Below are 15,296 nucleotides of genomic sequence, written 5' to 3'. Positions count from 1 at the left end.
TCCCGCGTCACGAGACGGGCCGGGCGGCGCCGTGCGACCGCCGCCCGGCCCCCGCAGTGCAGGTCCGTGTCTCCTCAGCCCAGTTCGAGGCTGGTCACGCCGAACAGTTCGGACAGGGCGAGGTCCGGGACCGGGCCGGTGTACATCCGGGCGGTCTCGAAGGTCGGCACCAGACCGAGGCCCTTGAAGAGCGCGGTCGCGTCCGGGTTGGCGTCCGGGACGTCCACGGAGACCAGCCCGCCGGGCGCGTGCCGCGCGAGCCGCCGCAGCAACGCCGCCGCCACCGAGGGGGTGGCCGCGTACAGGGGGCCGATCCGGTGGGCGGCGCTGCAGGGGCGGATCACGCCCAGGCCCTCGATCCGGCCCCCGCGGACGGCCGCCAGGGCGGTCCGGCCGGGCAGCCCGGTCCAGGCGGACAGGAAGGCGTCCCGCGGTGCGGGGAAGAACCGCCGGTCGTAGGCGGCGAGCAGGCCGAAGGGGAGCGTGGCGGCGTCCACGATCTCGACCCCGCCGCCCCCGTCCGCGCCGTCGACACCCTGGGGCACCCCTTCGACGCGGATGTTGTTCCAGGCCGAACGGAATCCGGACTTGCGGTAGTTGTCCTGCTGCTCGACGACCCCGTCCAGGCCGACGAGCCGCCCGTCGAGGCGTTCCATCCCGGCGCGCCAGAGCCGGATCCCGTAGCCGCGGCCCCGGAAATCGGGGCGGGCGATGTAGAAGCCGATGAAGCCGAAGCCGGCCCCGTAGCGGACGGCGGAGATACAGGCGGCCGGTTCTCCGTCGAGCCGGCCGACGAGGAAGCCCTCGGGGTCGGCCACCGCGAAGGCGAAGCGGTCCGAGTCCCCCGGATTCCAGCCCTCCTCGTCGGCCCAGCCGCGGATCATCTCCATGTCGGCGGCGCTCGCCCCGGCGATCTCGAATCCCGTCATAGCCGTGTTGTACCAGATACGGACGGTGCGCGCAGGGGTGCCTGATCGGCCGCCAGAATCCGGACGAAGGCGTCGAGATCGGCCCCCTGCCGGAGGTCGCTGACCTGCCCGTCCCCCACTTCGACGACGCGCCAGACACCGTCCGCGCGCAGGGCCAGGTCGGTGGTCACGAAGGGGCAGCCGAGCGCTTCGACGGCCGCACGGACGGGCTCGAGGTCGGGTGTCACGACCTCGGCGACCGGGCTGTCGGGGTGGGCGGTCACCAGCCGGGGCGTCCCGTCGCGCCACCAGACCCGCACCTCCGCGGCGGCGGCCGTGCCCGCCCGTGTCGGCGGCGCGACGAAGTCCTCGAAGGCCCTCAGGACCACACCGCCCGCCAGGAACTCCTCCTGGAGTTCGACGAACCGGCCGACCACCCGGTGCAGGGCGTCGGCGTCGCCGAGGTCGGGTACGTGACAGGCCTCGTCCCACTCGTGCTTGCGGGACTTCACGTAGTCCTTGACCACACCGGCGCCGGGCGGCAGGCCCGCGGCGAGGGCCGTCAGCCGCTGCGGATCCGGCGTCCGCCCCGGTTCCGCCGGCAGCCAGGCGCTGACCGGGGTGAGGTCGGCGAAGGTCGCGTACCAGCCGGGGAGTTCGTGTGCCCGGCGGTACTGCTCCGCGGTGACGGCGAGTCGGCCGCCGCGGCGGCGCAAGGCGGCGTCCAGTGCGGCATACCGATCCGCCGGGAGCATCCAGCCCCGGTACCAGAGTGCTCCCGCGCGGTCGGGCACCCGGGCGACCGCGCGCTCGGCGTCGCCGGTGAGCAGCGCGTCGTGGTCGACGAGCAGGGTCCGACCCCCGGCCGCATGCAACTGCCGGGCCTCCGCGGCGAAGTGGCCGTCGACGCGGCGCTCGTTCAGCGGGTCGCAGCAGTACAGGACGGTGGCGGCCGCGTCCCCGGCCGCCGTCGTGGGCATGGGCATGGGCATGGGCCCAGCCTACGGGCGGGTCAGCCCGCGCAGATCACGTCGTCGATCCGGATCGGCCTGGAGTCGAGGCGTACGTACGCGGTGAAGGTGTCGGTCTTGTCCGAGCCCCAGTGCGTGGTGACCGTCGCCCAGCCGACACCGGCCGCCTGGGCGACGGTGACCGGGCCGATGGCGATGGCCTGCGGCTCGTTCTGAGCGCAGAGCAGGACGTCCGATTCCGCAGTCGTCTGCTGTCTTTCCAGGAGCACCTGCGAAACGTGGTGCCGGCGGTCGTGGTCGGACGGGCCGTGCTCCCCGTAGAAGCGAACGAGGAAGCGCCCGATCTGATCCGCGGTGTGCCCCTCCGGGGCGGCCGCGGGTGCGGCGGCGGGGGCGGCGACGGCGGCGGGGGCGCACGGCACGGCCGGCAGCGCCGACAAGGCCAGCAGCAGGGCACCAAGGCGGTGGGGCTTCAGCATCATGTCCGGTTTCTACCCGCCCGGCCGGTCCATCGGGAGGGCGCGGCGCGGATCTCACTCCTGTGGAGGGCGGGATTCACCGCAGGAACGCCCCTGCCTCCCCCGTGCGGTCGGCGCGCGGTAATGGGGTCGCGGGCGGGAGCCGGTCGTACGTAGGGTCGGCGCATGGGGAAGCCGCTCGTCGCAGTGTTCAGTGGGGCCGGGATGTCCACGGACTCCGGAATTCCGGACTATCGGGGGCCGCAGGGCCTGTGGCGCCGGGAGCCCGACGCCGAGAAGCTCGTGACCTACGAGTACTACATGGCCGATCCGGAGATCCGGCGGCGGTCCTGGCTGATGCGGGCCGAGATCGGCGCGCTCGGCGCGCGGCCGAACGCCGCGCATGTGGCCGTGGCCGAGTTGGAGCGCGGCGGCACCCCGGTCCGGGTCATCACCCAGAACGTCGACGGGCTGCACCAGCTCGCCGGGATGCCCGGGCGGAAGGTGTTCGAGCTGCACGGCACCGCCCGGTCGGTGGTCTGCACGGCGTGTCACTCGCGGTCGGGGATGGACGAGGCGCTGGCCCGCGTGGCCGCCGGGGAACCGGATCCCGCCTGCCTGGCGTGCGGCGGGATCCTCAAGGCGGCCACCGTGATGTTCGGCCAGCGGCTCGACCCCGTGGTGCTGGGGCAGGCGATGGCCGTGGCCAAGGGGTGCCAGGTCTTCGTCGCCGTCGGGTCGACGCTGCAGGTGCAGCCGGCCGCCTCGCTGGCGGGGATGGCCGCGGAGGCCGGGGCCCGGCTGATCATCGTGAACGCGGAGGAGACCCCGTACGACGCCCTCGCCGACGAGGTCGTCCGCGAACCGATCGGAACCGCCCTCCCGGCCCTGCTGACCAGAATCGCCGAGGGCGGCCTGGCCTAGGCCGCGTCGGCCGCCCGGCGCATCTCCGCGACGTCCAGCTTCTTCATCTTCATCATCGCGGCCATGGCCCGGGCGGCTCGCTTCGGGTCCGGGTCGCTGACCAGCTCGACGGCGCCCGGTGGGACGACCTGCCAGGACACCCCGAACCGGTCCTTGACCCAGCCGCATGCGGACTCCTGGCCGCCGTCCCTGGTCAGCGCGTCGTAGTAGTAGTCCGCCTCGGACTCGTCGGCGCAGTCGATCTGGAAGGAGATCGCCTCGGTGAAGCGGAACTGCGGGCCGCCGTTGAGGCCGACGAACCGCTGCCCGTTGATCTCGAACTCGACGGTCATCACCGAGCCCTCCTGCTCGGGGTTCGCCTCCGTGTAGCGCGCGATCCGGCCGAGCCTGCCGTCCTTGAACACGGACAGGTAGTAGTCGGCGGCCGCTTCCGCCTCGCCGTCGAACCACAGACACGTGGTGAATCCGTTGCCGCTCATTACTGCCTCCAGGCCGGTGCGTGGACGGTGGATACCGCTCCGCACATACAGACCGGCCCCGGGACCGAAATTAATCGGTGGGCCCGGGGCCGGTCCTCGTTCGGCCGGGAAATCGACCGTACGGCCTACTTCGCGGGCTCCGCGCCCATGGCGAGCATCCGGTCGACGACGCGCTCGGCGGCGTCGCCGTTGTCCAGGTCGCAGAACTCCTCGCGGAACGCCGCCCGCGCCCCCGCGTACTCGGCGCCGACCGCGTCCGCGTTGCGCACGGCCTCGATCAGGCTCGCCGAGTCGGCCAGCAGCGGTCCGGGCGCCTTCTCCTCCAGGTCGAAGTTGAAGCCGCGCAGCGTGCCGCGGTAGTGCTCCAGGTCGTACGTGAAGAGCAGGATCGGCCGGTCGGTGAGCGCGAAGTCGAAGATCGCGGAGGAGTAGTCCGAGATCAGCACGTCGGCGACCAGCAGCAGGTCGGCGGCGTCGGGCCAGCGGGACACGTCGACGACGAAACCGTCACGAACGCCCTCGCGGACCTGCTCGGTGACGTGGTGGTGGCCACGGATCAGCAGGACGTGGTCCTCGCCCAGCTCTCGGCGGGCCTGCTCAAGGTCGATCCGCTGGTCGAGCTTGTAACCACCGGACCAGCCCTCGCAGTTCTCGCGCCAGGTGGGCATGTAGAGGACGACCTTCTTGCCCTCGGGCAGGCCGAGCCGGCGCTTGACCTCGGCGATCCGCTCCGCGTCGGGCCGCACGAGCGCGTCGGTGCGCGGGCTGCCGGCCTCGATGACCTCGCCGTCGTAGCCGAGGGCGCGCTTGAGCACGGGCGTCGCGTACGAGCTCGGCGAGGCGAGCAGGGACCACTGGGCGCTGTCGTGCGCCAGGCCCTCCAGGATCTCCGGGCTCGTGTAGTAGTCGTGCACGAAGTCGTGGCCGATCTGCTTGATCGGCGTACCGTGCCAGGTCTGGACGACGACCTGGCCGGCGCGGCGCTGGAACAGGGCCGGCACGCTGTCGTTGGTCACGAAGTAGCGGGCGCGGGCCATGACCTCCCAGAACTCCACGCTGCCGTACTGCACGGCGCGGGCGGTCGCGGGGACCTCGGCGCGACCGTCCTTGACCAGCCAGATGTGCTCCAGCTTCTCGCCGCGGCGCAGCAGTTCCTCGTGGATGGCGCGCGGCGCGTCGCCGGCGCCGTGCCCCTGGAAGGTGTCGTAGACGACGATGTCCTTGACCGGCAGGGCGCGCTGCGCCGGGTAGGTCTCGAAGCGGGCGACGCGCTCGGCGTAGCGGGAGCGGTCGTGCGGGCTCAGCAGCGGGTCGGCGACGAGCGCCATGCGGTCGTGGAAGCGGGTCTCGACCCGCATCCGGCGGCCCTGCACGGTGACGGGGTGCGGGCCGGAGAAGAGGAGTCCCGGGGACAGCTGGACCGGGGCGCCGCGGTCGACGCCGAGCAGGCCGGCGGTGGTCCCGCCTTCGGCGGCCGGGCGCAGCGTGGGCCACCAGCGGCCTTCGGGCAGCGTGGTGCTGCCGGCGAACGGCTCGGGGAGCACGGGCCGGAAGGTGGCCTCGAAGGCTTCGCCGTCACGGGTGACGGGGTAGCTGAACTCCATGCCGTGCGCGTTGTGCAGGACGAGCTCGTAGGGCTCGTCGGTGGGCGCGACGAACCGGCCCCGCAGGGTCAGGGTGCCGTCCTCCGCCTCGACCTCGTCGACGAGCGGCGGGGAGGGCTGCACGGAGAGGGTGAGGTGGCCGGTGTTGCCGCGCTTGACGAACAGCGCACGGCCGGCGGTCCCGCCGGGCAGCGCCAGGACGAGGCCGTTGAAGCCGCCGCGCTCGTCGTGGGCCAGGCGGTGCTCGGTGCCGTCGGCGCCGATGACGGAGAGGCTCCACGGCTCGGGGGTCCACGCGCCGGGCTCGCACTCGGCGTCCGGTACGGCGGCCAGGTCGGCCAGCGCGACCCGGGCGGTGAAGGGGGTGCGGCCGGCGATGGCGGCGCCCGTCTCCAGCGGAAAGTCGAGGGCGGTGCCGGTGGTGACGTGGACGGCCTTCAGGCGGACGGCGTCGACCCCGGCGGAGAGCTCGCCGATGATCTCGACGGCGTCGTCACCGACGGGCCGGGCGTCCAGCCCGCGGGCCCGGGCGATCTCGACCTGGATGGTGAGGGCGCCGGAGACAGCCGGGACGATCCGGACGTCGGGGGCCACCCAGAACGGGGGCGGGTTCTGACCGGTGTCGTGCTCGCCGCCGCGGAGCCGGGCGCGGTGCAGGCCGCCGGCGCCGGTGACGGCGATCGAGGTGGTCCATATCCCTTCGTTCCACTTGCCGCCCGACTGGAAGATCGACGGGTCCACGACGGCGGTGAAGCCGGCCCAGTCGGCGTGCCGCAGCGCGAGGTGCGGGGACTTCACGGTGGCCATCGGGGAGGCGACCGTACGGGCGCTGACGACGGAGCGGCGGCGCTTGCCGCCCTCGCGGAAGATCAGCATCTTGCGGGAGCCGAGGCGGCTCTCCGCACCGAGGTGGCCGGGGAGGGCGTAACCGCGCAGCAGCAGCTTGCCGTCGGACCAGGCCGCCTGCTCCAGGCGGCTGACGACGCGGCGCTCGCGCGTGCCGAGGGTGAGGATCTTGGCGGGGACCGGCGGGCGGCCCTGCAGGAAGGGGTAGTCGGCCTGCGGGCGGGCGAGGCCCTTGACCGGGACGCTGTAGTGGTAGTCGCGCTGGTGGTTCAGGAGCGCGATGAAGTCCTCGACGCGGCCTTCGCCGGCGAGGTAGGCCTTGAGGCGGTCCGCGACGGTCAGGTCGGGCCAGGGGCCGGTGCCGATCTCGCGGACGAGGCCGCCGACCTCCTTGACGAACGCGGCGCGGAAGTCGGGGCCGCCCTCGGCGACGTACTTGTAGATGAGCGGGAGTTCCTCGCTCAGCACGTTGTAGTCGTAGTCGCGCAGGTAGCGGTCGTACTTGGCGCCCTGCTTGGCCTTGAGGGACTCGCGGACCAGCCGGACGGACTTCACGCGGTCGATGAGGGAGACCGGGTCGGTGGAGCGCTGGGTGATGGAGCGCTCTCCGGTCTCGCGGACGCGCCAGTGGTAGACGCAGTCGTGGAGGATGTCGACGCTGGAGGCGAAGTAGTGCGCGGGGATGCTGACCGGGGCGTCCTCGTAGAGGATGCCTTCCGGGTACTGGAAGCCGTGCTCGTCCCAGAAGGTGCGCCGGTAGACCTTGTTCCAGGCGGTGCGGTCGGTGACCAGCGCCGGGAACTTGGAGATGTGGGTCTTGAGCTGCGTCCGGGCGAAGGCGGCCCGGTGGCCCCACGACTGGTTCATGCCGACCGAGCGGAAGCGCTTGACGTTTCCGCCGGCGAAGTCCGAGCCCGTCTCGTCGAGGGCGTCGATCAGCCGCTGGTAGGCGTAGTCCGGCATCGTGTCGTCGCTGTCGACGAAGGCCAGGTACTCGCTGTCCGGGTGGATGTGGCGGGCGCCGGCGTTGCGGGCTGCGCCGAGGCCGGCGTTCTCCTGCATGACGACCCGGAAGCGCTTGTCACGCGCTGCGAAGGCCTTGGCTATGACGGCGCTGGTGTCCGTGGAGCCGTCGTCCACGAGGATGGCCTCGAAGTCGCCGAAGGTCTGAGCGGCGATGGATTCCAGGCACTCGTCGAGGTAGAGCTCGACGTTGTAGACGGGGACGACGATGCTCAGGCGCGGGGGCATGGGTGGCGGTTTCTCCAGCGTTTTTGCTTTTTCGATGATCAGCTCACAGCATCTTACTCTGTAACAGAGCTATAAACTCCACCCATATGGGGCATAGGGAGCTGATCGCCGGGGCGGACGGCAAAGAATTCAGCCGTCCGCCACTTGGACGCTGCGGTGGGACGCGGTCCGTCCCGGTTCGCGACCCGTTCAGATCTCCAGTTCTGCTTCGATCTTCTTCAGCTGATGGCGCGCCATGGCGAGGTTGGCCCGCTTCTTGTCGAGGGCCAGGTAGAGGAAGAAGCCCACGGAGCCCCGCCCCTTCATGAGCCGGATCAGGTGGTACTGGCTACCGAGGGTGATGAGGATGTCCTCGATCTCGTCCTTGAGGCCGAGGAGCTCCATCGTGCGCACCTTGGCGCGCACCACGTCCGTGTTGCCGGCCGCCGCGACCGCGAGGTCGAGGTCCTTGCCGCCGCCGATGGTGCCGAGGGCCATGCCGCTGCCGTAGTCCACCAGGGCCGCGCCGATCGCGCCCTCGATGACGGTGGTGGCTTCCTTGAGCGCGGTCTCCACGTTGACCATGAGAGGTACCTCTTCCGTTTTGGTGTAGCTGGTTGCGATTGAGATGTGACGATCTGTAGTTGTCCTGATTTCGACGGGCCCCCTGCGGTCGGCCCGGTCGCGGATCAGGCGGGCGCGGTGCCTGAGCCCCGGCGCGCGAGGGTGTGTTCGATCAGTTCGGCGATCCGCAGGCTGGAGCGCCGGGCCTCCAGATGGAGCCGCCCGACGTTGACGCGCGGCTCGGCGGTCAGGGTGAGGACGGCCGCCACGCCCGCGGCGTAGGTGGCCACGTACCCGTCGGCACCGCGCACGAGCAGCTCGCGGAACGCGCCCTGGCCGGTGCTGTCGCTGAGCCGCTGGGCCACGCCGAGGGCGGCGGCGGTCAGGGCCGCGACGGCCTCGGCCTCGGCGGCGGCGCTGTCCTGGGCGAGGACGAAGCCGTCGGCGCTCGCGGCCAGGGCGCCGGTGAGTTGGGGTACGCGGGCCCGCAGCCTGCGGAGCTCGGCGAGTATCTCGGCCTCCGCCTCGGGGGGCAGCGTACTCATGTCGGCCTTTCTCCTTTCGGGCTGCCTACGCTCGGAGCGGTCGGCGCGCAGGGCCGGTCGCAGCGGGAGCCTCACAGGCTTGCCTCCAGTGCGTCGCGTAACCGGCGGAGCAGCGCCACGTCCGGGGATTGGGCCTGGGTCATCCAGTCGGGCAGGGGTACCTCGACCGGCGGGGGGGCCGGGCTGTGCGGCGTCTCGACCAGTCCGGCGGCCGCGAGGCGGCGGACGTCGAGCAGTGTGTGGAAGGCGGGCCGGCCCAGGACCCAGGCCAGGTCGGCCGGGGTGCGTAAGCCGTCGGCCCGGTCCAGCAGGATCCGCTGGCGGGCGGTGACGGTCTGGCCCGGCGCGGCCGCCCGGGGCACCACCGGGGCGGTGTCGAGCAGCGGGTACGGCCAGACCGCGTCGAGCAGTTCGCGGCGGCGCCGGGTCTCCCGTTCCACGGCGGCCGCCGGAACGGAGCGGACGGAGCCGATCCAGTGGGTGGCCCCGCGGCGGAACCGGGAGGGGCCGCTGCCCGGGGACAGGGCGAAGAAGGCGGCGTCGAAGATGGCGGCGAGGTGGCATATCTCGAGCTCTCCGCCGGCGAGGCCGCCGCTGTCCACGAGGAAGCGGGCGACCTGGCGGCGGGCGCCGGCCCGGTCCACCGCCTCGCGCCATCGTTCGGGGGCGAGGCCGCCACCGGTGGTGAGGAGGACGTCGAGGCCGGGGGTGGCGGGGCTCTCCGCGTGGACTATTCGGCCGTCCTCCAGGAAGAGGGTGCCGCGGTCGCGGAGCAGGGCGCCGGTGGCCCGCTCCGCTGCGAGCCGGGTGAGGAGGGGGGAGACGGCCGCGAAGGCGTTCGGGGCCGTTGCCGGGGTGGTCACCGGAGCACCAGCCCTTCGGCCAGGGCCCTGAGTCTGAGTCGCGCCAGGGCGAGGTTGCCTTCGGCCCGGTCGAGCCAGACGTGGAGGAAGACACTGCTGTCGAAGCTCGTCTCGACGAACCGCAGGACGTGGTAGCCGCTGCGGGTCGTGACGATGAGGTCCTCGACGGGCGGACCGGCGGGGCCCACCACGTCACCGAGGGCCGGACCCGCCTCCGCGCGGGCAAAGGACTCGTACTCCGCGGCGGCACGGGCCAGCTCCGCGGTCTCGGCGGCGGTGGTCTCGTGATCCCCGACGGGTGATTCCCCGATGGTGCCGAGAGCCAGCCCGCTGCTCCAGTCGACCAGCGCGGCCCCCCGTGCGCCAGGCAGGGCCATGGCTTCGAGCAGGCATTCGTCGATCCCGGGCACGCGGGCTCCCCTCCCGGCCGGACGTGCGGTGTGCACGGTTGTGCGGCGCGACAGGAGGGAACTTACTCAAGTTCCGCAGTGCGAAAAGGCGTTCTGGCATTTTCCGCTGGAACATGCCATTCAGGGTGTAAGAGCTTGGCCGGAACGCGTCGGAATCTGATCACGAAGCCAGCGGAAGATCGTCCGCGAGACGGAACGAGCCGCCCTCGCGCTCGACGTAGCCCTCGTGGCTGAGGGTGCGGAGCAGGTGGTAGACGGTCGGCAGCGGGATCCCGGTGAGCCGCGCGAGCCGTTTGGCGGTCGCCCCGCCCTCCGCGTGCATCGCCTCCACGAGCCGCAGGGCCCGCTGCACGGAACCGATCAGGGTGGGTGTGCTGTCCTTCTGGATGCGGTCGGTTCCCATGAATGGTCCCCCTGCTCCGGTACGACGCCTGGCAGACCCATCAAAGTCCTTCACCGGCCCCAAAACCAGCGGACTCGCGTAAACCCGAGCATAAGATCACCGGACCCGGGGGCGGACTAGCGTGTGCGGGTGACGTAGGCCGGCAGCGGGGCGTCCGCGATCAGGTGGCGCGGCAGGGCCAGCCCGAAGCGGTGCTCCAGGACGGCGAGGGTGCGTCGCTCGCGGTCCCCGTCCGGCTCGCCGTCCGCTCCGGCGTTCGCGCCGTCCGGGCCGAGCACGCCCGCCGCGACCAGCTCCGGGAGCAGGAAGTCGGGCCGGTGGCCGCCCCGCCAGCATTCCTCGCCGAGCCCGAAGCAGCACACCAGCTCACCGTCGCGGGCGTACGAGAACTGCTTGGGCGGGTGGTCGGGCTGCGGGTCGAGGTGGACGGCCTCGACGCCGGCCCGGGAGACCTCGGCGAGGCGTTCGGCGCCGGCCGGCAGGCCGTGTTCGACGGCGAAGGACCAGCCGCCCCAGCTGCCGACCCGGGCCACGCCGTCGCCGTCCGCGGTCTCGGCGACCATGCCCCAGGCGGCCGTCGCCCCGAGCGGTCCGGGACGGACGCCCGGGACCGCGCCGAGCCGTGCGGCCAGCTCGTCGGGGCCTATGCCCCGGGCGAAGGTGAGGCCGGCGAACCATTCGCCCCAGTCCGCCAGCCACTGGATCCCGTAGGTCCTGCTCTCGGTGATGTCGGCCATCCTGCACTCCCCACGGTCTTTCCCGCGACGCCGGTGCTTCCCCCACCGGCACGATAGTCAGTCCGCGGACTTCTGTGGGAGGAGCCGCTCGACCATCGTCTCGATGAGCCCCTCCGCCGGGTGGGCCTCCAGCATCGCCGGCGCGGTCAGGTCGTCCACGATCAGGCCGAGCATCGCCAGGTAGATCAGGACCACGCCCTGCCGGTCGCCGGGCAGGCCGGCCTCCATGTGCCAGTCGATGTTCGCCTCCAGCTCCGCGCGCTGGAAGGCGGCAAGCTCGGCTTGGAGCTCCGGGCGCCGCAGGCCCTCCAGCCGCAGCTCCAGCATCGCGATGTGGACGCTGCGCTCGCGCCGCATCCGCTCCAGCCGGCCGAGCAGCACCTTCGTGTCGAGCGGGCCGGCCAGGTCCGCCGGGTCCGGGACCAGTCGCTCCCGGGTGCGGTGGAGGATCTGCACGAGCAGCTGGGCCCGGTTGGCGAAGTAGTTGGAGGCGGTGCCGGTGGGCACCGCCGCCTCCGCGTCCACCGCGCGCAGCGTCAGGCCGCGCGAGCCCTCGCGCGCCAGGACTTCGATGGCGGCGTCGAGCAGCGCGGCGCGGCGCTGCGGGTTCTGGCGCATGGGGCGGGTCCCTGGGTCGGTGGTCGGTGGTCGGTGGGGGCCGGCTTCCCGGCCGGCCTCCCGGCCGATGGGAGCACTGCAGACGCAGTGCTTTGCCCACGGTAGCGGACGCCCCGACTCCGGCCCGTCCCGAGCCCTGCCCCTCCCCTAGCCTTCCCGGCCCGCCGACTCGGCCGCCTCGGCCGCCTTCGCGCCCTTCGCCGACTCCAGCAGGTACGGCACGTCGATGACCGCGACGCCCGGCGTGAACAGCAGGCGCGCCTTGAGCCGCAGGGCGTTCTGATTGTGCAGGGGCTGCTCCCACCAGTGGCCGACGACGTACTCCGGGATCACCACGGACAGCATGTCCGTGGCCGGTTCGGCGGCCAGTTCCTCGACGTGCGCCAGGATCGGGCCCACCACCTCGCGGTAGGGCGAGTGGAGGATCTTCAGCGGCAGCCCGGGGTCGTGGTCCTCCCACGCCCCGCGCAGCCGGGCCGCCTCCGCCTCGTCGGCGGCGACCGTCACCGCCGTCAGGGTGTCGGGGCGCAGCCCCTGCGCGTAGCCGATGGCCTTGAGCGTCGGGGCGTGCACGGCGGCGACCAGGACGACCACGTGGTGGCGGGCCGGCCTGCGCGGTCTGGTGTCGGGGGCCACGTCGACCTGCCGGGCGACCTGGTCGTAGTGGCGGCGCACGCCCTTCATGCCGAGGAACAGCAGGGGCATGGCGATGACGACCAGCCAGGCCCCGTGCGTGAACTTGGTGAGCAGGACGATGACGAGGACCAGGGCGGTCATGGCGGCGCCGACCGCGTTGATGGCGAGCCTGCGGTGGATGTGGACCCGCTCCTCGCGCGGGGTGGCGGGCGAGGCGAGCGCTTTCCTCCAGTGCCGGACCATGCCCGACTGGGAGAGGGTGAAGGAGACGAACACGCCGATGATGTAGAGCTGGATCAGACGGGTCAGCTCGGCGTCGAAGGCCACGATGAGGGCGACGGCGGCGAGGGCGAGGAGCACGACGCCGTTGGAGTAGACGAGCCGGTCGCCGCGGTTGTAGAGCTGGCGGGGCGCGAACCGGTCCCGGGCGAGGATCGAGGCGAGCATCGGGAAGCCGTTGAAGGCGGTGTTCGCGGCGAGGATCAGCACCCCGGCGGTGACCGCCTGGAGCAGGTAGAAGAGGAAGTGCCAGCTGCCGAAGGTGGCCCGGCCGATCTGGGCGAGGGCGGTGGAGGTCGCGGTCCCCGGGGGCAGGCCCAGTTCGGTGGGGTCGGCCGCGACGTGCACCTCGTAGGTCATGGCGAGGGCGGTGATGCCGGCGAACATCGTCACCGAGAGGAAGCCCATCGCGGCGAGCGTGGTCGCCGCGTTCTTCGCCTTGGGCTTGCGGAAGGCGGGGACGCCGTTGCTGATCGCCTCGACGCCCGTGAGCGCGGTGCAGCCGGAGGCGAAGGCGCGCATCGCGAGGAACACGAGGGCCAGTCCGGTGTAGGTGCCCTCCGCGATGATCGGCAGGTCGGCGGATTCGGCGCGGATGGTCTGGCCGGTGCCGAGCCGTACGGCGGCGACGGCGAACATGAGGTAGATGACGAGGACGAAACCGTAGGTGGGGATGGCGAAGACGCGGCCCGACTCCCTGACGCCGCGCAGGTTCATCAGGGTCAGCAGCACCACGAAGGCGACCGACAGGACCACTTCGTGGTCGTTGAGGGCGGGGACGGCCGAGGTGATGGCGGAGACCCCGGAGACGACGGAGACGGCGACGGTCATCACGTAGTCGACGAGGAGGGCGCTGGCGGCCGTGAGCGCGGCGGTCTGGCCGAGGTTCTCGGAGCTGACGACGTACGCGCCGCCTCCGCCGGGGTAGGCGTGGCAGGTCTGGCGGTAGGAGGCGATGACGACGACGAGCAGGAAGACGATGGCGGCGGCCGCGTACCAGGTGAGGTGCAGCAGGGCGACGCCGCCGAGGGCCAGGATCAGCAGGATCTCCTCGGTCGCGTAGGCCACCGAGGAGAGAGGGTCGCTGCAGAAGATCGGCAGGGCGAGTCGTTTGGGAAGCAGGGTCTCGCCGAGCCGCGCGGTGTCGAGGGGTTCACCGACCAGCACGCGTTTCGCATTGATACGCCTCATTTGGGCATGATCGTGCATACTGTCCGGCGAACTTCCCTTTGGGGGCTTGTGTCACTCGGCGAGCTCTTCGGCCCGGTGGGCCAGCCACAGGTCGTACCGGACGCTCGGGGACTGCAGCAGCGAGCGTTCCAGCAGGGCCTCGATGCGGGCCAGCCGCTTGCGGGCGCCGGGGACGGAGACCCCGAGCGCGGCCGCGGCCGGTACGAGCCGGGCGTCGTGCGCCAGCCAGGTACGGACGGTGGCGCGGGCGCCGGCCGGGGCCTCCGGGCCGGTCAGCCTGCTCAGGTGGGACCGGGCCCACTCGGTCAGCCGCGGATCGCGCAGTACCGCGTCGAGCCCGGGGGCGGCCGCCGGGGCCGCGGCGCCGCTCCCCCGCCCCGCGCCCGGGGTCAGCCGCAGCGCCAGCGAGAGGGCCGCCTGGTCGCCCAGGCGTGCGAGGTCCAGTCCGAGCAGCGTCTCGACCAGCCGGATCCTGGCGGACAGGGTGTTGCGGTGGACCTTCAGGAGCCGGGTGGCGTGCGAGCCGAAGTTCAGCCAGGCCTGGGCGGTGGCGCGCAGTTCCTGCCCGCCGGGGTCCTGGGGGCGCCGGGGTTCGTACGCGTGCAGGGGCGCGAGCAGGGCTGCGGCCCAGTCGGCCCCGGCCTCGTGGGCCGCGAGCGCCAGCTCCGGGCCCGGGCCGAAGCGGGCGTGCCGTTCGCCGCGGCCGCGGGCGACGGCCAGGGCGTGGAAGGCCTGGGTGTAGGCGGTCGGGGCCTGGCTCAGGGCCAGCTCCCCGCTGACCCCGACCGCGCAGTCCGGGGCGACCGCCGACAGCGCCCCGGCCAAGGGGTCGTCGTCGGCGGACACCGCCGCCGCGTCGGCCGGGACCAGGATGATGAGGTGGCGCACGTAGACCGGGCAGCGCACGACCCATGCCCGTCCGCCGGTCAACTCATGGCACAGGCCCGCCACTTCGGCGCGCCGGCCGGTCCGGCACTCGGCGACGTACATCCGCATCGGGTCGGGCAGCGGCGGCCGCAGCGCCTCGGCGATCTGGTGGGCGGTGGAGAGCCGGCCGTTCATCAGCAGGTGGAGCACGGCCTCGCGGGCGCGGGCCTCGGCGATCGCAGCCCGCGCCTCCCGCCGTTCGGCCTCCTCGGCGCGCAGGACGAGGGCCAGCGGCACGGCCGCGTCCGCCAGCAGCGCGGGCGCGTCGGGCGGGTGCGGCAGCGGCAGTACGGCGGCCAGCGCGCGCCCGGCGTCCAGCGCGAACAGCAGGGTGGCTGATCCGGCGCCGTGCAGGACGGCCGACCTGACGCCCCGGGCGCTCATCTCTGCGGCGCCGCGCACGGCGGCCTCCGGCGGCCGCTGCCCCTGCTCCCGGCCCGCCACGGCTCCGGCGGGGGCTCCGGGTTCGGCACCGTCCTCGGCACCGGGATCGGCGTGCACCACTCCGGTCCAGCCGCCGAGGCGGGTGGCGAGCCAGTCCAGCAGCGCGGCCGACCCCCCGCCGTGGGCGAGTCGGTGGACCTTGAGTACGTCGTCGGACCGTGACACCGGCGCATTCAACCACCCGCCGCACACTGTGCGCTGTGATACCGGTCTCGCCCGGTCACTGGGCAGGGCGAACCCTGCGTACGGGCCCGCGCCC

General features: G+C 72.8%; 15 protein-coding genes. 1 reads left to right on the top strand and 14 read right to left on the bottom strand.

What is annotated here, in order from left to right; all coding sequences use genetic code 11:
- Nucleotides 1–74: 74 nt before the first annotated feature.
- Genes OHA91_RS34185 through OHA91_RS34175 form a run of 3 tightly spaced genes read right to left on the bottom strand, consistent with a single transcriptional unit; the run spans nucleotide 75 to nucleotide 2,361 of the window.
- Entirely contained in the window at nucleotides 75–929 is an 855-nt protein-coding gene (locus OHA91_RS34185) for a GNAT family N-acetyltransferase (RefSeq protein ID WP_328740639.1), read from the bottom strand.
- A complete protein-coding gene (locus tag OHA91_RS34180; RefSeq protein WP_328740638.1) occupies nucleotides 926–1,900 on the bottom strand; it encodes an ATP-grasp domain-containing protein in 975 nt (324 codons plus the stop codon). The genes OHA91_RS34185 and OHA91_RS34180 overlap by 4 nt, the downstream gene beginning before the upstream one ends.
- A gap of 20 nt (nucleotides 1,901–1,920) precedes the next feature.
- Nucleotides 1,921–2,361 carry a hypothetical protein gene (locus tag OHA91_RS34175; RefSeq protein WP_107064821.1) on the bottom strand — a complete coding sequence of 147 codons (441 nt, stop codon included), beginning with the start codon at nucleotides 2,359–2,361 and terminating at the stop codon, nucleotides 1,921–1,923.
- 162 nt (nucleotides 2,362–2,523) lie between these two features.
- Here OHA91_RS34175 and OHA91_RS34170 point away from each other — a divergent pair, with 162 nt between their 5' ends.
- Nucleotides 2,524–3,261: an SIR2 family NAD-dependent protein deacylase gene (locus OHA91_RS34170; protein ID WP_266504125.1), complete on the top strand. Its 738-nt coding sequence runs from the start codon at nucleotides 2,524–2,526 to the stop codon at nucleotides 3,259–3,261.
- On the opposite strand, the gene OHA91_RS34165 is transcribed toward OHA91_RS34170, so the two are convergent.
- From OHA91_RS34165 to OHA91_RS34115, 11 genes are all read right to left on the bottom strand, one after another.
- The gene (locus OHA91_RS34165; protein ID WP_031157158.1) at nucleotides 3,258–3,740 is read right to left on the bottom strand and encodes a VOC family protein; all 483 of its coding nucleotides are present in this window, start codon (nucleotides 3,738–3,740) and stop codon (nucleotides 3,258–3,260) included. The two genes, OHA91_RS34170 and OHA91_RS34165, sit on opposite strands and share 4 nt — an antisense overlap.
- A gap of 125 nt (nucleotides 3,741–3,865) precedes the next feature.
- On the bottom strand, nucleotides 3,866–7,441 hold the full coding sequence (locus OHA91_RS34160) for a CDP-glycerol glycerophosphotransferase family protein (RefSeq protein ID WP_328740637.1): 3,576 nt from the start codon (nucleotides 7,439–7,441) through the stop codon (nucleotides 3,866–3,868).
- Nucleotides 7,442–7,630: 189 nt separating this feature from the next.
- Nucleotides 7,631–8,005, bottom strand: a complete 375-nt coding sequence (locus OHA91_RS34155) for a hypothetical protein (RefSeq protein ID WP_031157154.1) — start codon at nucleotides 8,003–8,005, stop codon at nucleotides 7,631–7,633.
- Nucleotides 8,006–8,109: 104 nt separating this feature from the next.
- On the bottom strand, nucleotides 8,110–8,529 hold the full coding sequence (locus tag OHA91_RS34150) for a roadblock/LC7 domain-containing protein (protein WP_030759670.1): 420 nt from the start codon (nucleotides 8,527–8,529) through the stop codon (nucleotides 8,110–8,112).
- A 71-nt stretch (nucleotides 8,530–8,600) separates the two neighbouring features.
- Nucleotides 8,601–9,392: a hypothetical protein gene (locus OHA91_RS34145; RefSeq protein WP_037633781.1), complete on the bottom strand. Its 792-nt coding sequence runs from the start codon at nucleotides 9,390–9,392 to the stop codon at nucleotides 8,601–8,603.
- Nucleotides 9,389–9,802, bottom strand: a complete 414-nt coding sequence (locus OHA91_RS34140) for a hypothetical protein (RefSeq protein WP_031157149.1) — start codon at nucleotides 9,800–9,802, stop codon at nucleotides 9,389–9,391. Before OHA91_RS34140 ends, OHA91_RS34145 begins: the two co-directional genes overlap by 4 nt.
- Before the next feature lie 160 nt (nucleotides 9,803–9,962).
- Entirely contained in the window at nucleotides 9,963–10,205 is a 243-nt protein-coding gene (locus OHA91_RS34135; RefSeq protein WP_031157147.1) for a helix-turn-helix domain-containing protein, read from the bottom strand.
- A gap of 116 nt (nucleotides 10,206–10,321) precedes the next feature.
- On the bottom strand, nucleotides 10,322–10,942 hold the full coding sequence (locus OHA91_RS34130; protein WP_031157145.1) for a DUF6461 domain-containing protein: 621 nt from the start codon (nucleotides 10,940–10,942) through the stop codon (nucleotides 10,322–10,324).
- A 57-nt stretch (nucleotides 10,943–10,999) separates the two neighbouring features.
- Nucleotides 11,000–11,560: a TetR/AcrR family transcriptional regulator gene (locus OHA91_RS34125; protein WP_328740635.1), complete on the bottom strand. Its 561-nt coding sequence runs from the start codon at nucleotides 11,558–11,560 to the stop codon at nucleotides 11,000–11,002.
- Between the two features lie 147 nt (nucleotides 11,561–11,707).
- Nucleotides 11,708–13,666 (bottom strand): APC family permease, encoded by a 1,959-nt coding sequence (locus OHA91_RS34120; RefSeq protein ID WP_051893732.1) that lies wholly within the window; start codon nucleotides 13,664–13,666, stop codon nucleotides 11,708–11,710.
- Nucleotides 13,667–13,717: 51 nt separating this feature from the next.
- Nucleotides 13,718–15,202: a helix-turn-helix domain-containing protein gene (locus tag OHA91_RS34115; RefSeq protein ID WP_328740633.1), complete on the bottom strand. Its 1,485-nt coding sequence runs from the start codon at nucleotides 15,200–15,202 to the stop codon at nucleotides 13,718–13,720.
- Nucleotides 15,203–15,296 lie beyond the last annotated feature (94 nt).

This window comes from Streptomyces erythrochromogenes (genome assembly GCF_036170895.1).
In the GTDB taxonomy this organism is placed as follows: Bacteria; Actinomycetota; Actinomycetes; order Streptomycetales; family Streptomycetaceae; genus Streptomyces; species Streptomyces erythrochromogenes.
Note: the sequence above shows the minus strand (reverse complement) of the source record. Positions and strands in the feature narration are given on the sequence as shown.